The 24011-nt window shown below is 40.6% G+C and carries 12 protein-coding genes; 3 read left to right on the forward strand and 9 right to left on the reverse strand.

Going from position 1 to position 24011, the window contains the following annotated elements:
* Positions 1-33 precede the first annotated feature (33 nt).
* Positions 34-459 carry a hypothetical protein gene (locus tag IQ282_RS12635; protein WP_194852234.1) on the forward strand — a complete coding sequence of 142 codons (426 nt, stop codon included), beginning with the start codon at positions 34-36 and terminating at the stop codon, positions 457-459.
* 442 nt (positions 460-901) lie between these two features.
* Positions 902-1831, forward strand: coding sequence for a YihY/virulence factor BrkB family protein (locus tag IQ282_RS12640; RefSeq protein ID WP_194852235.1), 930 nt, complete (start codon positions 902-904; stop codon positions 1829-1831).
* An 87-nt stretch (positions 1832-1918) separates the two neighbouring features.
* Here the strand turns inward: IQ282_RS12640 and nhaD are convergent, their stop codons facing one another.
* Complete coding sequence (gene nhaD / locus IQ282_RS12645; protein ID WP_194852236.1) at positions 1919-3214, reverse strand: sodium:proton antiporter NhaD; 1296 nt, start codon at positions 3212-3214, stop codon at positions 1919-1921.
* A 661-nt stretch (positions 3215-3875) separates the two neighbouring features.
* Between nhaD and IQ282_RS12650 the strand changes: the two genes are divergently transcribed.
* Entirely contained in the window at positions 3876-4649 is a 774-nt protein-coding gene (locus IQ282_RS12650) for a TrkA C-terminal domain-containing protein (protein WP_194852237.1), read from the forward strand.
* 330 nt (positions 4650-4979) lie between these two features.
* Here IQ282_RS12650 and IQ282_RS12655 read toward each other — a convergent pair whose 3' ends face one another.
* The 8 genes from IQ282_RS12655 to IQ282_RS12690 all read right to left on the reverse strand — a co-directional run bounded on the left by IQ282_RS12655 (position 4980) and on the right by IQ282_RS12690 (position 23956).
* On the reverse strand, positions 4980-5657 hold the full coding sequence (locus IQ282_RS12655; RefSeq protein WP_194852238.1) for an ABC transporter ATP-binding protein: 678 nt from the start codon (positions 5655-5657) through the stop codon (positions 4980-4982).
* 581 nt (positions 5658-6238) lie between these two features.
* On the reverse strand, positions 6239-8638 hold the full coding sequence (locus IQ282_RS12660) for an ABC transporter permease (protein ID WP_194852239.1): 2400 nt from the start codon (positions 8636-8638) through the stop codon (positions 6239-6241).
* A 347-nt stretch (positions 8639-8985) separates the two neighbouring features.
* A complete protein-coding gene (locus IQ282_RS12665; RefSeq protein ID WP_262893100.1) occupies positions 8986-11370 on the reverse strand; it encodes an ABC transporter permease in 2385 nt (794 codons plus the stop codon).
* Positions 11371-11498: 128 nt separating this feature from the next.
* Positions 11499-13961: an ABC transporter permease gene (locus tag IQ282_RS12670; protein WP_228547325.1), complete on the reverse strand. Its 2463-nt coding sequence runs from the start codon at positions 13959-13961 to the stop codon at positions 11499-11501.
* Positions 13962-14110: 149 nt separating this feature from the next.
* On the reverse strand, positions 14111-16528 hold the full coding sequence (locus IQ282_RS12675; RefSeq protein ID WP_194852241.1) for an ABC transporter permease: 2418 nt from the start codon (positions 16526-16528) through the stop codon (positions 14111-14113).
* 69 nt (positions 16529-16597) lie between these two features.
* The gene (locus IQ282_RS12680; protein WP_194852242.1) at positions 16598-18961 is read right to left on the reverse strand and encodes an ABC transporter permease; all 2364 of its coding nucleotides are present in this window, start codon (positions 18959-18961) and stop codon (positions 16598-16600) included.
* Between the two features lie 84 nt (positions 18962-19045).
* On the reverse strand, positions 19046-21454 hold the full coding sequence (locus IQ282_RS12685; protein WP_194852243.1) for an ABC transporter permease: 2409 nt from the start codon (positions 21452-21454) through the stop codon (positions 19046-19048).
* A 69-nt stretch (positions 21455-21523) separates the two neighbouring features.
* Positions 21524-23956 carry an ABC transporter permease gene (locus IQ282_RS12690; protein WP_194852244.1) on the reverse strand — a complete coding sequence of 811 codons (2433 nt, stop codon included), beginning with the start codon at positions 23954-23956 and terminating at the stop codon, positions 21524-21526.
* Between the last annotated feature and the right edge of the window lie 55 nt (positions 23957-24011).

Below are 24011 nucleotides of genomic sequence, written 5' to 3' on the forward strand. Positions count from 1 at the left end.
GAATGTAATCCCTTCTCATTCAATATTTCCCCTATGAAAGTCCTTGAGTCTTTATTAAATATCCAAAGTATAACAAACCTACCTTGTGCAGATTTATATTTTACGGATGACATCGTTATAGCTGAAGTTAATCAACATGTTATTATCGGCGTTGAAGAAGCTCAGGTAATTATGAAAGCTATTGAGGATGAAATAGGAGATATCTCCAGAGTCCACTACATTTCAAATAGGGTTTACGATTATTCCCTCAAACCCGCCGAACTTACAAACATTAAAAATAGGTTAGATAAATTTAAGTCGTATTCTGTTGTGACTTACACAAAGGCAGGAATGACGATTCTAGTTTTTGAGCGCATGTTCCTCAAAAAAACTATTGCAAGATACAGCTCCCTAAAAATGGCAATTGAGGCAGCGGGTGTTTTAAATTCTGTCAACGACAATAAAACTTCAGTAGCATAATTATTTTTTATTTTCTCACTTTTTTATTACTGGCCTCAAGTTGGATAGGTTACCAGGGTTGCTGTGCGTCGATTTAAAGATTTCCTATATAACAACAATGCTGTGTGTTCATTTTTTTAATGGAAATTGAATTAATGATAAGATCAAATAGGATTTGCAAAACCACAATTAAGGGATTAGTAATCTGTTCAATTACGTCGTTTTCATAATTACTATTGTCTATCCAGAGGAATTGCGAACTGTAAACTTTGAGTCTAACAACAAATTCAATGTGTTTTTCAAACAGAATATTTTAAAACCACACAACATGGGTTCTTAATTGGCTTACTTTACGGTAAACCTCAGTGACAATCGAGTGTAAAATGTGCATAATACCCTTCGAGGTCGTTAATCTTATGGGAAGCACCACATTCAATTGCTGATAATTGATTTATTTCGAACCATGAACACCACAATTACTCCTCAACCTAAAGAACAGTTTAAACTCGCGCATCTACCTAAATTATTGTGGGAAAGTGCCAAAGAGTGGAATAATGATGATGTGTGGCAATTAAGTGCCAGCATTGCTTACTATGCGATCTTATCGTTACCAGGATTATTGATCATAATCATAAATATTGTTGGCATTATATGGGATCAAGAAATCGCAACGGGTCGATTGACTAATGATCTTGCTGGGTTTATAGGTCGGGATGCAGCAGAAGGTATTAATGACATGTTACAAACGGCAAGCTATGATAATGGAGTAGTAGCAGCACTTGTGGGTATAGGAACCCTCATATTTGGAGCTACTGGATTGTTTTATCAACTCCAGGTTTCTCTCAACAAAATATGGCGTTTGAAGATAAATCCAGATACACCTTGGTGGAAAATTCTCACCGACCGTGCTAAGAGTTTTGGCTTTATTCTGGTAGTGGGTTTTTTAATCCTTGTAAGTTTTGTGCTCTCTACCGTCATAAATATGTTGCAAGAAGTAATTAAGGATAATCTTCCAGAGTACTTGATCTATCTCGCGCTGGGTCTTAATTTTTTAATATCCGTGGGTATTGTGAGTGTCCTTTTTGGATTGATGTTTCGGTACCTACCTGATGCTGAAATGCACTGGAAAATTATCTGGCCCGGTGCTGTGTTAACCGCATTGCTGTTTGAACTTGGTAAATTTTTATTAGAGTTATACTTTTCAAACTCCTCTCCCGCAAGTGCTTACGGTGCAGCTGGAATTGTCGTGTTGCTGCTACTTTGGGTTTCTTACAGCGCACTTATCCTCTTTTATGGAGCAGAGTTTGTGAAGGTTTACGCGCAGCATTATTTTAATGGAATCGAGCCTAATAGTAAAGCGCTCAAGTACCGGGAGGAGATTATAGAAATGTAATCTAAATTAAAAATGTGCTTTAAAGTTGTGATGATGATTAGAAGTTCGCTTTCGCGAAAGCGAACCATCCACCACATTATACTTCCATCAATTCAATGCAATAAAGGTTAGAATTCCAGCTACATAACCAGCGATCGCCAGCAAACTGATATTTTTTACATACCACATAAAGTCTATGTTTAAAATACCCATTATCGCCACTCCTGCGGCAGAACCTATAATCAAAATACTACCACCGGTTCCCGCACAAAATGCCAGAAGCTCCCAAAAAGTGTCATCGACGGGATACGTTTCTAGAGAGTACATTCCCATTGCACCAGCCACTAAAGGAACGTTGTCCACAATGGATGATAGTACTCCTATCGCACTGTTCACCAGATATATATTGTTGAGGTTGTTATCTAAAATTTGTGCAAGATCTACCAGGTGACCGGCAGATTGCAAACTGCCTACCGCTATAAGGATCCCGAGGAAAAACAAAATGCTGGGTGTATCAATTCGCTGTAAAACGCCAGCTATTGTTAATGGTTTTTTTAATTTTGGCGACTTAGATTTATGGATGAGTTCTGTCAAAATCCATACGACTCCTAATCCCATAAGAATTCCCATGAATGGAGGTAAACCGGTGATACTTTTAAAAATAGGTACAAATAGTAGTGCGCCTATCCCGACAGAAAAAACGAGTTTTTTTTCATAATGGGTGACTGGAATCGAATGTTCTGAATGCGGGCTTATACTTTCAATATTTCCTTTAAACCTAAATGTCATAATAATTAACGGCACGAGTAGGCACACTAAACTGGGAATAAATATTTGAGTAATAATATTTCCAGCAGTAATTTGACCACCTATCCACAACATAATTGTTGTAACATCGCCTATAGGTGACCAGGCGCCACCAGCATTAGCAGCGATGATTAGGATCCCAGCAAACATCCAAAGGTCTTCTTTGTTCTTAATCATTTTGCGCAGCAGTGCTGCCATTACAATCGCGGTAGTGAGGTTGTCCAGTGCAGCTGATAAGAAGAAAGTCAAAACTCCGAGAATCCACACGAGCTTGACACGGTTAGTGGTTTTTATTCGATCTGTAATGATGGAAAATCCCTCATGGGCATCTATGATTTCTACAATGGTCATCGCACCCATTAAAAAGAAAAGTATTTCTGCAATATCTCCTAGGTGCTCCTTCAGTCGTTCATCAATCCAGCCCGCAGATTCACCAGAAGCGATCTGTGGAATCAAACTATCGCTACCGTACATAAAAAGTACCCAACAAATAGTTCCAGTTAATAACGCGATAGCAGCTTTATCGATCTTAAGAGTATGTTCAAAAGCGATACAAGCGTATCCTATAATGAAAACTATGATGATAGCGATGTACATATTAATTGCTCAATTTAAGGGATCAAATATGCATTTAAAATTAGCAGATGAGGAAATCCTATCCTAATTATTTGACGGTTTTCACGAATATTTTTTGAATTTTCTAAAGCGCTCGATTCGTTTGATTTTTACATCTCTGGCTTGTTGCATAAAAAGATGTCAGCATGAGTTGATGAAGGAATATCAGTAGTTTGATAACTAGTGATTTGAGCATAATCAATAAAATTATCATTTTACACAACTAGTGGTTTGATGGAGTTCATGTAAATGAGAAAATTTGTTCTTAATCATGTTGACGTCTCATACCTTACGAGCATAGAGTAAATCTAACTCCAGAAAAGCTGTAAAAAGTAAAGTGGAAAAAGTGAAATAGTTTAGGCGCTTTTTAAGAACACTAATTTTGAGTTATGATGATGCATCGTAAACAGACCTCATTTGTATTTTTTACAAACTTGAAGACTGTAGACCTCATTAAGTGAAGGCGATCATCAAATCTTATAGTGGTCTCAATCAATATCAAACGTAAAACTTGAGACACTTTAACATCAATTGTGTAAAGATTTGACCAAGTGTTTAGTTTGTGCTAACTCATCTATCGATCTTAATGTAGTCTATGAATCCCAAAGAGATGTTTAAATTTACATTTTATTAGAATCACCATATGATAGCAGCAGTCACCCTTTTTTTAATAGTTACTCTATCTGCTTTAATTACCAGAGTTGCAACAATTGCTTTGGTGCACACTGGGCTTTCTAGGGATAGCGCAAAATTCCAATCCAGATCTGCATATACTGGCGCGGGTTTGAGTACTATGGAAACGGAAAAAATAATGAGCCATCCGGTACGGCGTAAAATTATATTCCATCTCATGCTCATAGGGAATGCTGGGATCGTGACAGTTATGTCATCTTTGATTTTGACATTTGTTCTTCCTGACTCTGTTACCTCAAAATTATATGGATTAATGATCATTGTAGTGGGATTGAGCGCACTGTGGTGGGCAGTAAAAAGTGACTGGGTTGATCGTGGATTATCTAGGTTGATCAATCGCATGTTGAAAAAATATACTGATCTGGACGTGAATGATTATGCCGCTGTTTTACACCTTAAAGATAATTTTAAAATTATTGAATCAACTGTAGATGACGATGGATGGATGTGCCACCGTACGCTGCAGGAACTGAACCTGCGCGAAGAAGGAATTACCATACTGGGAGTAGATCGTGTGGGTTCTGGTTATTTTGGATCTCCATCGGGTAATTTCAAGCTTCTACCGGCTGACATTATAACGATGTACGGCAAGGCAGAAGGAATGGTAAGTCTCAACAACCGCAAAAAAGATTTCTTCGCAGATTTAGAGCATGAAAAGTTTGTAGAACAAGAAGCGAGCAGAAAAGAACAGGAGCAGGAAAAAACATCTTCTTCCCAAGATTAAAATTTCATTCCGGGTTCTATGACAAACAATTTAAAAGGAGTTCTAGTAAATACAAAATAATAGCAATCATGGTTCTTAAGGTTTTAGCGGTGAGTCTTTGAGTTTATAGTATTTAATGTTTTGTCAAGCCAATTATAGATTCATTGGTTTCTTAGTTTGATCTAGAAGGTTCTGAGGAGGCAAGAGTTACCTCATTACCCACTTCGTCTACATTCCTTGAAAACAGTACATAATTCCATGGGAGAGAAACGATTCTTAATTCAAACAGGTTTATCATAAGTGCGGTAGTGGTTATTTTCCAAAATCGTTATCTAGCTTCGGATCTCTTGACTATTTTTCCTTTTTTGAATCACGGCATCCATCCAGCAAATGGATCGTGCGTGTTCCATAAGAAGCATTTTTATCAGAATGTGTGGCTTGAATGATGGTCACTCCCTCCTTGTTCAAATCCTGAAAAAGCTGCATAATCTCATCACTTTGTGCGCTGTTTAGATTTCCGGTGGGTTCGTCTGCCAGAATCAATTTGGGCTTTGCAATCAAAGCTCTAGCAACGCCTACAAGCTGCTGCTGACCGCCTGAAAGTTGGCTGGGAAATAGATCTTTTTTACCGACGATGTTGAAACGGTCCAGCATGTCTGCTACCAGTGCTTTACGCTCTGAAGATTTGACTCCTTTATAAAGTAACGGTGTTTCTATATTTTCATAAACGGTCAGCTCATCAATCAAGTGATAAGCTTGAAAAACGAAGCCTATGGTTTCTTTATAGAGTTTGGATTTTTGTTTTTCTTTTAAATTGTGAACCGGTTCATCCAGAAATAGGTACTCACCTTCTTGGAATCCGTCGAGCATCCCGATGATATTCAGCAACGTAGATTTTCCAGATCCTGAAGGTCCCATGATGGAGATGAATTCGCCCTGCTCGACGTCGAGCGATAAGTCATTAAGCAGGAAGACCCGTCTGCCTCCTTGATTGACCCATTTGTAGATGTTTTTAAGTTGTAGTAGCATTGTTTTTGTTTTTCTGTTTTCGGCGCAACGCTTGCGCCTTCCTCTGACGGATGCGATCCGCCCTCACCGTTTTCGGCGCAACGCTTGCGCCTTCCTCTGACGGATGCGATCTGCCCTCACCGTTTTCGGCGCAACGCTTGCGCCTTCCTCTGACGGATGCGATCTGCCCTCACCTTTCTAGGCGCAACGCTTGCGCCTTCCTCTGACGGATGCGATCTGCCCTCACCGTTCTCGGCGCAACGCTTGCGCCTTCCTCTGGCGGATGCGATCTGCCCTCACCGTTCTAGGCGCAACGCTTGCGCCTTCCTCTGACGGATGCGATCCGCGCTCACCGTTTTCTGCGCAACGCTTGCGCCTTCCTCTGGCGACTGCGATCCGCCCTTACGGTTCTAAGCGCAACGCTTGCGCCTTCCTCTGGCGGATGCAATCTGCCCTCACCGTTTTCGGCGCAACGCTTGCGCCTTCCTCTGACGGATGCGATCTGCCCTCACCGTTTTCGGCGCAACGCTTGCGCCTTCTTCTGGCGGATGCGATCTGCCTTTCACTTTCGCGAAAGCGATATTGGGTTCTATCCACCACTTTTATTCCATTTTCAAACTATCAATGGGGTTTGCAACAGCGGCTTTTATTGCTTGAAAACTAACGGTAAGCAAAGCGATCAATAGAGCGGCAATACCTGCAAAAGCAAATACCCAAATATTGATTTCGGTACGGTATGCAAAATCCAGCAGCCACTCGTGCATCAACCAGTAAGCGACCGGTGCTGCGATAACAAAGGCAATAATGATGAGTTTTAGAAAATCTTTAGACAATAGCTGTGTTATTCCAGCAACTGTGGCGCCCAGCACTTTACGCATTCCTATTTCTTTGGTGCGCTGTTCTGCCGTGAAAGCAGCCAAACCAAACAGACCCAGGCACGCGATGAAAATAGCGATGATGGAAAAAACGGTAATAGTTTTGGCAGTCTTTTCTTCAGAAGCGTATAACTGCGCGACATGCCGGTCTAGAAACTGATAATCAAAGGCGGTGCTGGGCAGGTTATCAGTAAAAGATTTTTCTATTTGCTCCATGAATTGTGGCAGATTCTGGGAATTGTAGCGCACTAACAACGTACGGATTCCCTCTGGAGCTCTGGTAGATTTGTAATACATATAACCGCCCACATCTTCCTTGAGCGAATTAAAATTAAAATCATCGACCACGCCTGTGATGATGGCTCGGTTTCCCAGCTCTGTGTTTATAATTTTACCTATGGCATCATCTGGTGTTTTATAGCCCAGATAGTTCAAAATATTTTCATTGATCAGCGTGTAGATCGTAGAATCGCCTGCGGCGATGGTTTCAGGAAGCTCGCTCCCTGCAAGAATTTTGAGTTTTAATGTCTCTACGACATTACCGTAAGTACGGCAGCTTGCAATAGGCATTCCGGTAATATCTGTAGCAAGTTTGCGCACTGCCCTGCCGCTTTCAACGCCTCCTGGTATGGACTGCACAGCTGATAAGCTTTCCACGCTTGTTTGACCTTGCAAATTTTGAATCAGGTTTTGAACCTGCTGATCACTCTGGGCAGACTTGATCGAGATAGCGACAATGCCATTGGGGTCGTAGCCTAGATTTTTATTTTTCATAAAATCCATTTGCTGCAAGATGATCGTGACTGAAATGATCAGCACGATAGAGGCGGCAAACTGAAATACCACAAGTCCTTTACGTATAAATTCTGATGCAGCCCCAGCCGACTTTGATTTGTTGACCAAAACCAACGGCGAGATTCCCGACATCGAGATTGCCGGATAACTTCCCGCAATAATGGTAACCACTATCCAGATAACCATTAAACCGAGTAGTAAAGGCGTGGCCACTAAACTGGAAACAGCAAGTTCATTACCTGTGACGCTTTCAAAATAGGGCAGTGCAATAAATGAACCCGCATAGCCCAGGACCATTGAAATGAATACCAGAACTGCCGTTTCTACGTAGAATAACGTTAGCATCTGACTACGGTTTGCGCCCAGCACTTTGTTCATTCCTATTCCTTTGGCACGTTTGCGGGACTTTGCAGTGGCGAGGTTCATATAATTGATACAGGCAATGAATAGAATGAGTAGAGAAAGAAAAAGTAGACTTTTTACAGTATTGCCATTTCCCAGTTTAGTACTGTAACCCTCTCTAACATCTGTAGAGTATAAATGAATATCAGTCAACGGCTGAAAAATAAATTCTGTAAAATACTGGTATTCTTTATCTACATTTTTATCGATTAAGGCCGTTGCGTTTTTTTCTGAATTGGCCACGTCGGCTCCTTCCTGCAACTGTACATAAGTTTCAAAACTGGCATTGCTCCAGGAAACATCAGTTCCCATCCAGGAATCCATAATATTAGACACCATCGCATAATCCATTACGCTATTTTCAGGCATATCTGCATAAATACCGGCTACTTGAAGAGTATCTCTGTTATTGACCGTGATCAGTTCGTCCATGGCGTCCTGCTCGCCGAATAAGCGCTGCTTTGCCGTTTGAGATAGCACGATGGTGTTCGGTTTTGAAAACGCAGACTCCCCAGTTCCTTGCAGGAATTCAAAATCAAACATATCAAATAGCGCGGCATCTGCTAGATAATGGTTGGTTTCGGTAAAATTTTTATCGCCTACTTTGAGAGAAGCGGTGGCGCCAAAATCATTTTTAATAAGCCGTGCCATGCGCTCTACCTGAGGAAGGTCTTGCTGGATGGCAGGGCCCACGGCGTTGGGCATGGTCGCCCAGACCTCATAATCATATTCTTCGGTCGTTTCCATATTGACCCGGTATATCTGGTCTGCATGAGTGTACATTTTATCAAAACCCAGTTCCTTATTGATGAAGGCAAAAAGGAGGATGCAAACGCCCACACCTATGGCAAGTCCAGCAATATTGAGCATTGTGAACGTTTTATCCTTCCACAGGTTTCTAAATGCCATTTTGATATAATTCCTGATCATTGTTTTTAGTATTTGTCCCGATGGCTGTCGGGATTAATTTCATGTTAAGTTTAATGTCACAATAATGCCATAAAAATAATTATCTGTAAATCAATTACTTGACAATGATTTGCCGTGGTTTAAGTGTACGGTTTTGATACAGTAGCGTACGGTATCGGGACAGAATCTGTGCTTTAATGCAATGCTTTTCCTACTATTTACAGATGTGATCTGTATAGTTATCGGCGCAATGCTTGCGCCTAGTGATGAGGTGCAATGCTTGCGCCTAGTGATGAGGCGCAACGCTTGCGCCTAATGATGAGGCGCAACGCTTGCTCTTGATTTTCCGCTTTCGCGAAAGCGAACCCTTACTCAGTTTTCAGACTATCCACGGGATTTTTCATCGCTGTGGTAATGGTTTTAAAACTCATGATCAACATCGCGATTATAATCATACTAATGCCTGCTGCGAGAAAAATCCACAAGCTGACGTCCGTTTTATAAGCAAAGTCTGTCAGCCATAAATCCAGCGCGTAATAAGCGATGGGAGTGGCAATCACAAAAGCAACCAGCACCAAAACCAGGAATTCCCGACATAACAAATTATTGATTTGCAACACCGTTGCACCCAATACCTTGCGGATTCCTATTTCCTTTGTCCGGCGCTCTGTGCTATGAATAACAAGGCCCAGCAACCCCAGGCAACTTATCAATATCGCAAGTCCCGTTGCCCAGTTGAGTAAAGTAGAGATACGTTGTTCTTCCACATAAAAGCGAGCGATGGACTCATCTACAAAAGTTGCTTGAAACGTTTCACCAGGATAAACCTTATTAAATTTTTGTTTTACCAAGGCTAGAGTTTCTTGCCAGCTGGTTGTATGTCTAGCAAGGGTTATATGTGCATATGTAAATTTTGTTCTACGCTTCCTACTTGTATCACCGGTAAACGCAAGCGGAACAATTTCTGACTTAAGGGATCGCTGATTAAAATCCCCCATCACGCCCACGACTAATTTTTCTTTACCACTAAATTCAATGTATTTGTCAATGGCATCCTCAGGGTTTTTAAATCCGAAAGCATGCATAGCAGTTTCATTGATGACATACTCCTCAATAGTGTCATTTCTAATGGTTCTTCCTGCTAGTAGCGGTATTTTATATATCTCGAGGTAATTTGTATCTCCATTAAGAACTTGTATGTCTTTAATGATCTCCTCTTTTCCGGTTTTGTAAACGGCACTGCGTGTAGCCATATTTTGGGAGGCTGGTGGCATGCCGCCCAGACTTATTTGAGATATGCTGGGAATACTTTGGATACTGGTTTCCAATACTTGTCTGCTAGCAAATTGGTCATCTGTCCATGGTGTCTGAACATAAGCAATTGCATCAGTCTGAAAACCCAAGTCCTTATTCATCATGAAATGAATCTGCTTACCTACCAACAGCGTCGCGATGATAAATACCTGCGCTATTGTAAATTGAAATACGGTAAGAACCTTGCGCGTCTCACTGTTTTTATTAGATAAGAATGTATCACCCTTTAAAACTTTTACAGGCTTCAATTGAGATAGCACAAGGCTGGGATAAATTCCAGAAAGAAATGCTACTACCATAAATGTGAGGACGATGAACAAAATTATTTGAGGTTGCAGCATAATGGATGCATTTAGACCTCTAGGGATATATTCATCAAAAACGTCTAGCATCCAAATGGATAACCCTATGGAGACCACTGCGGCAACTCCTGTAATTAAAAACGTTTCCGTTAGAAATTGAAAGAAGAGTTGTTTTCTGGAACTCCCCAAGGTTTTACGCACTCCTATTTCTTTAGCTCTTTGCGTTGCTTGTGCCGTGTTCAGATTGATAAAATTGATACTTCCCAGTAGTAATAGAAAAAGGGCGATCACAGCGAGTGCAATGAGAACTTCCTTACTGGATTGAAGTTCTGTATAGTCATAAACACCATAATCGGCATTTAAGTGAATATCTGATAAGGGCTGCATTTTGAAATGACGTGTCTGCCCAAATTGTTCTGAATACTCATCTTTATGCGCTATGGCTAGTTGATCCAACTGTGACTGGATGGATCCAACACTTGTGTTTTCTTGAAGTTTAATAAACAGCTGACTTGCAGAGCTCGTCATGCCCCAGTCGTCGGTAAAAATCTGATCGGCATCCTCAGTCTGTCTCGCGGTTTCAAGGGAAACAAATTCGTTAAAAACAATATCTGTCCGCTCATCAAAATCTGCTACGATACCTTTTACTTGTGCTGTGATAGTTTCATTATAGATAATATTCTTACCAATGATATCTTCAGGAAGTAAGGTTGGAAAATATTCTTTGGCGCGTTTTGCTGTGAGGACGACTTCGTTGGGCCGGTTCAATATGTCATTCTTGGATCCAGCGATCCATTTATACTCAAAAAGCTCAAAATAAGCCTGATCTGTAAGAATAATTTTCTCTGGATCCATAAATATTTGATCAGAGGAGTCTGCTTTTACTTTACCTACCCACCACTTATAAAAGAAGGCAGACTGCTCGATTCCAGTGATACTTGTATTTGTAGCAAGACGCAAGGTAGCGGTAATGCCACTATTGTAATCTATGCCTTGCGCATCTTCAATATCAGTTACTAACCTGTATATTCTATCGCCGTCTTCATGGAATTTATCAAACGTAAAATCATAATACACCATCATCCCAATCACAAATGATGCGCTCAGCCCTATGGAAAGACTAATGATGTTGATCATGGAAAACGTTTTGCTTTTCCATAAACTTCTCCACGCTATTTTGATATAGTTTCTAAACATAATTCTTGTTGTTAGGTTCCTAGTAAGTCCGCTTTCGCGAAAGCGGACTTTACAGAAGCTCTATTGCTTTATTCGGTCTTCAAACTATTTATAGGATTTGCCATTGCTGCTTTGATGGCTTGAAAGCTTACCGAAAGCAGCGCTATCGATAAAGCGGCCAGACCTGCAATCGCAAAAACCCACCAGCTCAATGTGGTCTTATAAGCAAACTCCTGCAACCATTGCGTCATGATATACCATGATATAGGCACGGCGACCAAAAATGCAATGATCACCAACTTTAAAAAATCTTTATTGAGTAACGTCAAGATCTGTAGAACACTAGCGCCACTTACCTTGCGGATTCCGATTTCCTTTTTGCGCTGTAAAATGGTATATGAAGTCAGGCCAAATAATCCCAGTCCAGCAATAAAAATAGCAAGTCCCGTAAAGAGTTGAAACGCCTGGCCAAACTGCTTATCCTCCCGATACTGCGCTTCAAACTTTTGGTCTAGGAACGTATATTTCAACGTGCTGTTTGGAAAAATTTCCTTCCATTTTGAACTTAGCTCATCCAGATGTTGCTCCATACCAGTGATGGAGGTATTTGTATCATCAAACTTCACTAGAATAGTTTTCATTCCCTTATAGGAGCTTATGATGAGTGGCGCAATTTGCTCTTTGAGTCCAAAATGGTGGTAATCTTCCATCACGCCAGAAATCGTGGAGGTACTCCCCCAGAATTTTACACTTTTACCAATGATCTCCTGAGCATTTTGATAACCCATAATTCTTGCAAAAGTCTCATTGATCACGATGTCTTCACGTTCTTCTGTATTTTTGAAAAAGGGCTTTCCTGCCAGAATTTTTATATCGAGCAGGTCAAAATATTCTGGTTGTGCACCATAGATGTAAAATAGTTGTTGTGGGCGCTCGATACCATCGGGATAAATGATGCCAACTGTAGAGGATAGGTTGTCATAACCGTCACCAGGATAGGTTCTTGTACGACTCACATTTTTAACAAATGGCAATTGTAGCAGCTCCGCCTGAAGAACATCCGCTTTTTGAATGATAAGCGAGTCCCGAACATTTCCCAGCAATTCGCTTTTCAATGCAACAACATTGGAAAGTTCTGCACCTATGGGTTGTTCTCGCAAATAATCGATTTGCTTACTAACTACTAAGGTACCGATGATCAGAATTGCAGTTGCCATAAACTGGACTGTTATCAAGACTTTTCTTATTCCTATACCACCTTTAGCTACTCGTATTTTTCCCTTGAGTGCGCGCAAGGGAGAAAACCCGCTTATCACTACAGCAGGATAAATGCCGGAGAGTAAGGTTCCCGCTAGAATGAATAATAAAAAGGGTATGATGGTGGAAAAGTTGGACAGACCTAGAATTAGTTCTTTACCGACAAACTGGTTGAAAAGTGGCAGTAATAAAAAAACCATTCCTAATCCCACCAAAATGGCAAATACATTGAGCAACAAAGATTCACCAAAGGATTGAAAGATCAACTGATAACGGTGTGCTCCAGCGACTTTTCTTATCCCAACCTCACGGGAACGTTCTAGGGATTTGGCTGTGGCGAGATTGACATAATTGAGCCAAGAAAGCACTAAAATAATAAATGCTATGGCAGATAGAAAACGTATGCGGCTAATGCTACCATTAGCCTCTGCTTCGTAAGGTTTGTTTGAATATAGATGGATATCTGTAAGCGCTTCAATATTGTGTCGCTCGTCGGGATCATCCTCAAAATCGGTATTTTTTATTTTCTCCCGTAACGCAGCGACATCAACATTGGGATCAAGTTTTATGTAGGTAAAAAAATTATTTGCCCTCCAGTTGGGCTCTTCATTGCCAAACTTTGACGCCCAGGTATTCATAGTAGAAAATGAAATAAAATAGGTGGTTTTAAAATGCGTATTATCTGCAATATCATTGACCAGACCTACCACTTCTAGCGTTGCCTCACTACCGTCATAAACGGAAATACGCTTGCCTATGGCTTGTTGGTCACCAAAAATTTTATCGGCCAGACTTTGAGTTAGGATTATGGTATTGGGCTTTTCAAAATCGGTTAGGTTTCCAGCGATTAATGAGGTATTGAAAATATCAAAATAAGTGGCGTCTGCCAGCGCGCCATTATGCTGCTCCATAACCTTCTCGCCATGGACAAAGGTTACTTTATCTAAACGAAACAAACGTACCTGTTCTATAATCTCTGGAAATTCTTTTTTAAAGGTCGGGCCGGAGAGGTTATAGGTTTGGGCATCACCAGGACTAAAAGTATCTCCTATTTTGTAGTCCATAAAAATGCGATATACTTGAGAAGAACCGTCAAAATGGTCATAACTGCGCTCATAACTCACGTATAGCGAGATAATCACAAAGGCAGCGATTCCCAATGCTAATCCCATGATGTTGAGTATAGAATACAACTTATTCTTCATCAGGTAACGAAGCGCTATTTTAAAGTTGTTTTTGAACATGGTTTCTTTGGTTAGGTTATCAATTTTATTGAGGTTGCTTTCGAACCCCATTGAGTGCGGTATCAACTTCCTTTAGATCGCTTTCGCGAAAGCGAAAACATCTCAAATCTTTCATTTACCTTCTAGCTTTTCGTCTCTTTTGCTAAACTCTTTCTTCTTTCCTTTCTATTCTATTTCCAGAGTGCTACTCGTCTTTTAAATCACTCCGTTTTCAAACTATCCACAGGATTTGCAACCGCCGCCGCAATAGTTCGCACGCTGATGGTTAGAATGGCGATGAATAAAGCTATTAAACCCGCAGCGCCAAAAATCCAAATACTCAAATCAATGCGATACGTATAGCCTTGCAGCCATTGGTTTGCAAAGTAGTAGGCGAGTGGTGCTGCGATAACAAAGGCTATGGCCACCAGTTTTAAAAAGTCCTTAGTCAATAAAACCGTGATGGTAGAAATACTCGCACCCACCACCTTGCGGATTCCTATTTCCTTCCTGCGCTGCGCCACTACTAATAATGAAATGGCAAACAGACCTATACAACTAAGAACGATTGCGAGGACAGAACCACTGGAAATCATCGTGGTCATATACCGTTCTTTCATAAGCGTGCGATCAATATTTTCATCCAGAAAGGAACCTATAAACTCATGGTCTGGCTCAATGGTTTCCCAGGCAGATTTTACGGTATTATAAGATGCCTGTAAATTCCCTGGAGCTACTTTTATATAAGCATATCTCATAATGGCATCGTTATTCATAAACAAGGTAAGAGGTTCAATGGATTGATTTAAATCCTGAAAGTTGTAATCCTTAACGACCCCTATAACATTGAATTTTGCCACATCCAGATCTACCACAATATCCAGCGGATTCTCCACATCAAACTGTTTGGCCATGCTTTCATTTATGACTACAGACAGGCTGTCTGCTGCATATGCCCGATTGTGGGTACGTCCGGCAACTAAGTGAATATCCAGCGTTTCTGGGTAATCAAAATCTACACTTAGCATATTTGTTTTTACCTCGCGGCCTTCATATTCAAAGCCCAAAACACTGGTGGATCGGGAACGGTCCTTGCCCATCCCCAATATATTATTTGCAGCGGTAATGCTCAGGATATTTGGTTTACTGGACAACTCATCCCTCAATAATTGCATCAATTTTTCAGGATCCTTGGTGCTTTTTAAGGGTACAGCGATAACTTGGTCTTTATTAAATCCTAAATCCTTAGACCTCAAATAATCTAACTGATTCCATAAAACAAGCGTACCACTGATCAAAACAATGGCAATAGAAAACTGAACGATCATCAACACATCCCGTACATAGTTTTTTCCCGTAACCTGCAATTTTCCCTTTAACGCCTGTAGCGTTTCCAGCCTGCTCATCAATAGCGCTGGGTAGCCGCCGGCAACAAGCGTGATGATTAAAAAGCTAGCGACGGCAGCAACAATAATCGCAGGGTTTGCAAAGGCACTAAAGGTAGCTTTAGTGCGGAATAATTCCTGGAAAGAGGGGAGCAGTAGTAGCGCGATGCCGTAAGCGAATAGCAATGATCCTACAAAAACGAGCATGCTCTCACCCCAAAACTGAAAGAACAACTGCTTCTTACTGGCGCCTAACGTTTTACGCATTCCTATTTCCTTCAAACGCTTCGTTCCCTTACCGATGCTCATGTTGATAAAATTCACGCTGGCGATAAAGATGATGAGTAAAGCAATCCCTAAAATCAGATAGTGCATGGTCTTGTCAACTTCTAGAATCCCGTTGGAGATACTGGTAAAATTGATATCGGTGAGGGGTAATAATTTGATTTGTTGGTACAGCCCGTCTGCATTAGGCTGCGCACCATCGCGTTTTGCATCGTTAATGTCACCTCCATAATGCAGCGACGTAAATGCGATTGTGGACTTCTCAAAGGCTTCTGGATTGATTCCATTTTCTAATTGGATATACACCTCGTGGTTGTGGCGGTCCCATCGGTCCAGGTTGTCACCATAAACACGATTGGGCAAATTCTTAAAATTGAAGACTACGTCAAACGCCATACTGCTATTGTCTGGAAAATCCTTTACCACAGCGGTTATCGTGACGGGCGATTGCTCACCATCCTGGAGCAATACAAAGGTTTTTCCGACTGGATTTTCTTCTCCGTAAAAGCGTTTTGCAGCGTGCTCAGTAATAACAGCAGCATTTTTATCCTGAAGAATTTTATCGCGGCTTCCCTTTACCACTGGAAAAGAGAACATCTTAAAGAAATCCCGATCTGCCCAGGTGGCACTTATGCTAAAACTCTTATCGTCCAGGATGATGGATGATCCTCCCGTCATAATTCGTGTGATGTTTTCAATTCCAGGAACTTCTGCGCGCAAAGCGTCTGCAAACGGTACTGGATTTGAGATGCTGGATTCCATGCCCTGTGGTGTTTCAGAGTTTGTGTATACCTGATAGATCGAACTATTGTTCTCGTGAAATTTATCGTAGGATAATTCGAACAGGGCATAGGTGCACAATAGGAATGCGACACTAAACGCAGCGGTTAATCCTACCACATTCAAAGCGGTGAATGTGCGCTCCTTCCATAAATTCCTGAAGGCTAGCTTTAAATAATTCCTGATCATGATGGTTGTTTTAAGGTGTTAGTTTTATACCGCTTTCGCGAAAGCGAAAATGTTATAATACCAATGCTACTATTCGGTTTTTAAACTATTTACAGGATTTGCAATTGCAGCCTTGACCGCCTGGAAACTCACGGTCAGTAGTGCAATCGCAAGGGCAATAACCGCTGCAAATAAAAATATCCAGAAATTAAACTCAATACGATATGCATAATCCTGAAGCCAATTATCCATCAAGAAATAACCTACTGGTATCGCAATAATTACAGAAATCAATACCAGTTTTAGAAAATCTCGAGATAAAAGTTTAACGATGTTTGTCACACTGGAGCCCAGCACTTTGCGCACACCTATTTCCTTGCGACGCTGCTCTGCAGTGTAAGCTGATAACCCGAACAGCCCTAAACAGGAAATAATTACCGCAATAAGCGCAAAAATCTGGGAGAGTTTACCTACCAAGTTTTCGCTCTTGAATTGCGCGTCAAAACCAGCATCTACAAACTCGTATTCTAACGGGAAAGCTGGATTGTATTTTGTTAAGGTCTGTTCGATCTGGTGTAATGCAGCTGTTACATCTGCTTCTCGAGGAAATCGCAGGTAAAGAAACCGTGCCTGATCTGGAGCATTTAGAAACAATACGGGATCGCTGGTGCCGTACATATCACCATAGAGGTAATCTTCTGCAACGGCTATTACCGTAAAGTCGTCTCCCCAACGATTGATTTTTTTGCCTACGGCGCTGCCTTCACCCATAAGCCTTGCAAAGGTCTCACTAATGATGGCGCTGGTGCTATCTTTAGCAATGTCAGTACTGAACGGCCTTCCATCTATAAGTTTTATTCCTACAGTTTGAAAAAAATCATTACTCACATGGCGATAGCTGACTAAAATATTTTCAGTATCGTTTCCACCTTGCCAGGTTAACCCAGATCCATTATTCCCGCCATTCAGGATTTGGGAATCACATAAGGCGATGTTCTTTATCTGGTTACCAGCCAATAATTCCTGCTGGATAGGTTCAAAATTTTTGACAATATCGCCATTCACGGGAACTCGTAAGAGGTTTTCCTTGTTATAACCTAAGTCGCGGCCTTTCACATATTGTATCTGCTCATAAACCGTAAACGTGCAAATAATAAACACGATGGAAATAGCAAACTGACCTATTACCAGTCCCTTTCTAATAAAACTGGCACTTCCAGATGTCGTTCGAACCCCCTTTAATACATCCACGGGCTTGAAGGAAGATAAATAAAAGGCGGGATACAGTCCCGCAAGAATCCCTAAACCTAGCGTTATGACGACCAGGCCTATAATATGCATAGGGTTGTCCCAACCTATAGTCAACTGTTTTTCAATCAATGTGTTGTAGAAAGGTAAAAGAATGGTGATAAATGCAATGCTAAATAATGACGCGATCGCGGTCGTCATTACCGCTTCTGTAATGAATTGATTTATCAGGCTTCTTTTGTCAGATCCCAAAGCTTTTCTAACGCCTACTTCATTGGCTCTTTTTTCACTGCGAGCCGTGGATAGATTCATGAAATTAATACATGCAATCAATAATATGAAAAGCGCAACAACGGTGAATAGCCTCACGTAAAGAATACGGCCACCGGCCGGCTCCCCATTTTCATAGCTCTCTGTGCCGCGCAAGTGCCAGTCTTTCATGGCGTGCAAGAAGAAAACGGAGTCGTCCTCCCCAAATTTATTCATTACAAAATCACGCACGCCCTGATCCACTGTTTCAAAATCTGAATTGGGAGCTAATTTTACAAAGGTGTTGGCAAAGTTGGCACCATATTCCTTCGTCCATGGATTATCCACTTCAAAGTTTCTAAAGGGCAGCAAACAATCGAAATCATAGGTGACGTTAGGAGGAAGATCTGCTACAACACCAGTGATTTTAAAGATTTCTTGATTGTTGAGTTTGATGCTTTCACCTAGTACATGAACATCCTCCCCAAAAAGCTGATCTGCCATGGTTCTGGTAATCACAATAGATTTAATGTCTTTTAATGCCGTGCTGGCATCACCTTCTAGAAAGTCAAATTTGAAAATGTTTAAATACTCTGGATCCACATAAGAACCCGTTTTATTAATTGATTTATCATTAGCATTAAGCAGGAACCCGCTTTCTCGCACACGAGATGTAAAATCGATTCCCGGAACGTTTCTTTTAAGATCTGCGGCAAGTGGTCCAGGTGTCGCCTGTTTAAAAGTTCTCCATTCCCCATCATATTCTTGATTGCTGGGAACCTCATAAATTAATTCAGAGTCGGCAAAATAGGTGTTGTAGTTCAGCTCGTCTTCCACCCATAGAAAGATCAAGGCCGCACAAGTTATCCCTATCGCAAGACCGAAAATATTCAGTGCGCTATATCCCTTGCTTTTCCAAAGGTTTCTCCAGGCTATTTTAATATAATTTCTGATCATGATTTATAATTTTTTGGCGGTATTGTTGCCTTTATATTTAATAGAGTCCGCTTTCGCGAAAGCTTAATGAAACCCATAACTGTTTTACGCATCAATTTTTAAACTATCTACCGGATTTGCAATGGCCGCTTTTATGGTTTGAACCGCAATGGTTAAAAGAGCAACTATTAAGGTGATCGCTGCCGCAGCTACAAAAACCCACCAGGAAACGCTTGTGCGATAAGCAAAACCTAGAAGCCATTCATTTACAAAATAGTACGAAATAGGAGCTCCTATAAGAGCTGCAATACCTATCAGTTTTATAAAATCTTTAGAGAATAGCAATACGATATTGCTCACTGAAGCACCCAGAACTTTGCGTATTCCTATTTCCTTCATGCGCAAGGCGGTGGCCTGTGCGATTAATCCTAAAATCCCTAAAGCCGCCAGTAACATGCTCAGTCCGCTAAAAAAGCTGAAAAACTGTTGCAATCTGGTTTCCTTGAGATATTGCCTTTGCACGGTTTCATCAACCCAATTCAAATCCAATAGTTTAACTGGATATATTTCCTTCCAAAGTGTCTGTAATTGTGGTAGTGCCTGCTGAATTGCTTCTGGATCCAAACGAATCAACATACCGCCATACTGCGGATTAGATTCTGCTATGATAACAGTGGGCGACATGGATTGACGTAAAGATTCGTTATGAAAATCTTTTAGAATACCGATTGGATTAGTTTCAACACTATGAATAGGAGTGTTCAGGTTTTTAATATCTAAAGCCTTTGAGGTATATTCCGAAATTAAAGATGATTGCAGGTTGATCTCCTGTTCATCATCATCAAAAACGATTTCACTTTCTGATGCTGGAGTATCTGTCGATATCTCTTTATTAAAAAGACGGCCTGTCTTCAATTTTAGTCCTAATGTAACGGGTAGATCTGCATCACCTCTTATAAAATCTACTTCCAAAAACTGATCTTTGTTAAATGGATCCTCTGCTTTTTTTGTCATGTAAGTAGAGCTAGTTCCAGGTAAAAATGAGGTGATGCTGGCATTTGTAATTCCAGGAATCCTGAGCAACCTGTCTTTAAATGTATCTGCCTTATTATCCCAAGAAATATTAGAAACGGCCAAGAGGTTTTCGGTATTATAACCCAGATCTTTATTCTTCATAAAGCTCACCTGATTGTCCACCACAATCAGGGCAATCAAAACCACCGTGGAGATGGCAAATTGGAACGTGACCAGTCCTTTCTGAACAATAGACTGAAAGTTTGCGCCAGATGTTTTCAAAGACCCCTTTAAACTTGCTGCCGCCTTAAGTTTAGACATTAACAACGCAGGATATAAGCCTACAAAAATGCTGACTAATAACACGACCCCATATCCCATTGCTAATAATTGCAGGTCACTCGCAAATGTTTGTTGTAGTTCATGACCTATAAAAGACTCCAATAGCGGTAACGTGAGGTAATAGACGATGGTTGCCATGATGGTTGATATAGCAAAGTATAGGATAGCTTCCACTAAAAATTGTCTGATAATAGCTCGGTTTCCAGCTCCCAATATTTTGCGAACACCTACTTCTTTAATGCGTTGCATACTGCGGGATGCGCTTAGGTTGATAAAGTTGATGCATGCAATGATTAACAATAAGATAGAGATACCTGAAAGGATAAATATCGTGTTATAATCTCCCTGAACTTCTTGTGCGGTTTCAAAATCTGAATGCAGATAGACATCTTCAATGGGTTGAAAATCATATTCCCACGCTCTTTCGGTTGCTATAAAATCTTTGTACCAAGCATTTACTTTTTTTGTCAAAGCTGTAATGTCCGTTCCAGCTTTGGTAGTCATATAATATTGTCGGGTTGTACCGTATTGTTCCTTGACCAGTTGTTCTACTCTGGATTTTTTTATGACAATGGCCTGCGCTCTTAAATGAGTGTTAGCGGGTATATCTTCAATTATTCCCGTGATCAAATATTCATCAGGAGTAGCACCGTAAGTAGGCGCATCATTAATAATTATCCCAACGGGATCACTATTTGGAAAATAGGTGTCTTTAAAAGTTTTGGTAATGACAAGATTCGTCGTTCCCTCGACAAAATTTTGCGGACTTCCTTGTAGAATGTTAAAATCAAGCACATCCCAAATCTTGATGCTTGTATCTAAAATGGTTGTAGAAGTGGTATCATCATTTTCTTTACTGATTTTAAAATTGGTCGTGCCGGAACGAAGATTAACAACTGTTTTAATCTCTGGAAAATTTTCTGGAAGTGCATATTCCAATCCAGCAAAAGAAGACGCCATTTTATCGCCAGAGCCTCCATTTGTGGGTCTTATGCTAAGCAAACGATAAATATTGTCCTTATTTTTCCAGTGGCTATCATATGATAAATCATCGACAACGACAGTTGCAACGCTCAAACAGGCGCAAAGTCCCACAGATAGTCCTAAAATATTGATTACCGAGAAAAGTTTGTTTTTTCTCAAAGCTCTCCAAGCCATTTTTATATCGTTTCTTATCATCTTCTATGTTATAATACTGGTAATTATTCCGCTTTCGCGAAAGCGAAATTATTCTGACCTTAAACTTTTAACGGGATTAGCAATGGCAGCTTTTATACTTTGGTAGCTTACTGTGAGTATGGCGACAACGCTCACAAGCACGGCTGAGAAACCTAATATTTCCCAACTGATTTCTATGCGGTATGAAAAGTCCTGCAACCACAAGTTCATAAAATACCAGCCCAATGGTAGGGCGATTACTGTAGCAATGGCTACTAGTTTCAGGAAGTCGGTAGTCAAGTCAACTGTGATCTGACGCACGCTTGCTCCCAGTACCTTTCTAACTCCTATTTCCTTAGTTCTTTTCTGTGCATTAAATGCGGCTAAACCAAATAATCCTAAACACGCGATAAAAATGGATAAGCTGGTAAATACCATAAAAATGCTACCCAGTCGCAGTTCCTCTTTATAGGAAGTGTCAAAAGCATCATCCATGAATCTATAATTGAAAGGCTGTCCAGGAGCTTGCTTGTTCCATATACTTTGGATTCCTGCAATGGCACTGGCATAGTCATCGGTATTCAATTTAACTGCCATTGAACCTGGGGAGTCTTTTAGGAATAATCCCAGAGCACCTATATTCTCTCTCAGTGATTCAAAATGAAAATCTTTGATTACACCAATTACGTTATAGAAAACTGGACTTCCACGTTCTACTTCTTCAGTAACTCTTTTACCCAATGCTTCTTCTGCACTTAAGCCCATGGTTGTGAGCGTGGATTCATTGATAATAACGGCAGCAGAATCTGCAACAGATCCGCTAGTAAAACCTCGTCCTGCGATGAGTTCCAGTCCAAAGGTTTTCATGTAATCCGTATCCACATCCCAGGTTTGCATCTGTATGGCATATTGTTGGTCCATGGCATCTTCTCTAAAAAAAGAACTGTTAGACCTGAGAGATGAAATAGGCATAAAGCTGCTTATCGTGGCGCTTTTTACCGCACTCAGCTTGAGAACCTCTTCCTTAAAAGTATTTATTTGATCGCCTGCCGCATAGGTGTCATTTATGACTAGAATTTGCTCTTTATTATATCCCAGATCTTTATTCTGTATGAATTTCAATTGCTCAAAAATTACAAGCGTTCCCACAATCAGGAAAACAGCAATCCCAAATTGAAAAACAACCAGCATGCTTCTGACATTCCATTTGCTGCCATTTTTAAACCCGTTACCCTTAAGAGTGTCCACGGGAATGAAACGAGAAATTACAAAGGCTGGATAGCTGCCGGATAAAAGCCCCAGCAATAAGGTAAATAGCAGAATTGCTACATAGAATAATGGATCTGTAAAAGGAATGGTAATACTTCTACCGGCTAAATCGTTGAAATAGGGAAGTGCAATTACTGCAACGATTACGGCTATAATCATGGATGCAAAGGATATCAAACTAGATTCTGTCAGAAATTGAACGATCAGTTGGAATCTATTTGATCCTAGTGTTTTACGTATTCCTACTTCTTTGGCTCTTTTAAGAGAATGTGCCGTGGATAGGTTCATGAAATTTACACAGGCTAGGAAAATCAGAAAAAAGCCTATAAAAGATAAAATATAGACGTTTTGGATCGTTCCTCGTTCGCCCATTTCATTCTGATTATCAGAATAAAGGTGAATGTCTGTTAGTGGTATGGTGTGGTATCTTATATAATTTCCAGAAGCAGCAAAAGATTCTGCGGTCATACCGGGAAATGTTCTTTGAGCCCATGGCAGTACGTACTTTTCCAGGAGCCCATCCAATTGAACCTGAAATTGATCCATGCGCGTTTCTGGCATTAGCTTTACAAAAGTGTAATAGTTGTTGCTGCCCCAGATGTTTTCTCTGGAAGCTACATTCCCTGCCATTGCCATGAATATGCTGTAATCTTTCAAAAGGGAGTTTTTAGGTAAATCCTCCATGACGCCGGTAACGATATACGTATCCTCATTATTCAATAAGAGACTTTTTCCAACCACCTCAATACTGCCAAAATGATTTTCAGCAGCCGTTCTTGTCATCACTAATGTGTTGGTTTCTTTTAGCGCTGTTTTTTCATTACCATCAATAAGTTGAAGACCGAACATTTCAAAAAATGTAGAATCTACATAAGTTGTTGAAAGCTCTTTAATGTTGGCCGTTTTATCAGTACTTCTAAATAAATTGCTGCCTAGAGTTCTAAAGCGCACTGTGTTTTCAACTTCAGCAAAATCTCTTTGTAGAGCCTCGGCCATTGGTGGAGCAGCTTCGGCACTTTTTACTTCTGCACCGCCAAATTTGATTTCCATATCAATACGGTAAATCCGGTCTGAGTCGGCATACATATTGTCATAGTTCAGTTCTTCATGGATGTATAGAGCGATCAATAAACTACCCGCCATACCTATTGCTAGTCCCATTGTGTTGATCAGGGAAAAGAAAGGTTGTTTCTTCAAGCTTCTAAATGCGATTTTGATATAATTCTTGAACATGGTTTATTGTTTAAATGATTGCTTCTATTCCGCTTTCGCGAAAGCATAATTGTAC

It is taken from the genome of Nonlabens antarcticus, from assembly GCF_015356755.1.
Classification (GTDB): Bacteria; Bacteroidota; Bacteroidia; order Flavobacteriales; family Flavobacteriaceae; genus Nonlabens; species Nonlabens antarcticus.

What these genes read in the sequence shown, in the direction of transcription:
- IQ282_RS12680 (WP_194852242.1), bottom strand. Translation starts at nt 18,961, where the DNA reads ATGATCAGAAATTATATTAAAATAGCCTGGAGAAACCTTTGGAAAAGC.
- nhaD (WP_194852236.1), bottom strand. Translation starts at nt 3,214, where the DNA reads ATGTACATCGCTATCATCATAGTTTTCATTATAGGATACGCTTGTATC.
- IQ282_RS12675 (WP_194852241.1), bottom strand. Translation starts at nt 16,528, where the DNA reads ATGATCAGGAATTATTTAAAGCTAGCCTTCAGGAATTTATGGAAGGAG.
- IQ282_RS12640 (WP_194852235.1), top strand. Translation starts at nt 902, where the DNA reads ATGAACACCACAATTACTCCTCAACCTAAAGAACAGTTTAAACTCGCG.
- IQ282_RS12685 (WP_194852243.1), bottom strand. Translation starts at nt 21,454, where the DNA reads ATGGCTTGGAGAGCTTTGAGAAAAAACAAACTTTTCTCGGTAATCAAT.
- IQ282_RS12650 (WP_194852237.1), top strand. Translation starts at nt 3,876, where the DNA reads ATGATAGCAGCAGTCACCCTTTTTTTAATAGTTACTCTATCTGCTTTA.
- IQ282_RS12670 (WP_228547325.1), bottom strand. Translation starts at nt 13,961, where the DNA reads ATGGGGTTCGAAAGCAACCTCAATAAAATTGATAACCTAACCAAAGAA.
- IQ282_RS12690 (WP_194852244.1), bottom strand. Translation starts at nt 23,956, where the DNA reads ATGTTCAAGAATTATATCAAAATCGCATTTAGAAGCTTGAAGAAACAA.
- IQ282_RS12660 (WP_194852239.1), bottom strand. Translation starts at nt 8,638, where the DNA reads ATGATCAGGAATTATATCAAAATGGCATTTAGAAACCTGTGGAAGGAT.
- IQ282_RS12635 (WP_194852234.1), top strand. Translation starts at nt 34, where the DNA reads ATGAAAGTCCTTGAGTCTTTATTAAATATCCAAAGTATAACAAACCTA.
- IQ282_RS12655 (WP_194852238.1), bottom strand. Translation starts at nt 5,657, where the DNA reads ATGCTACTACAACTTAAAAACATCTACAAATGGGTCAATCAAGGAGGC.
- IQ282_RS12665 (WP_262893100.1), bottom strand. Translation starts at nt 11,370, where the DNA reads ATGATCAACATCATTAGTCTTTCCATAGGGCTGAGCGCATCATTTGTG.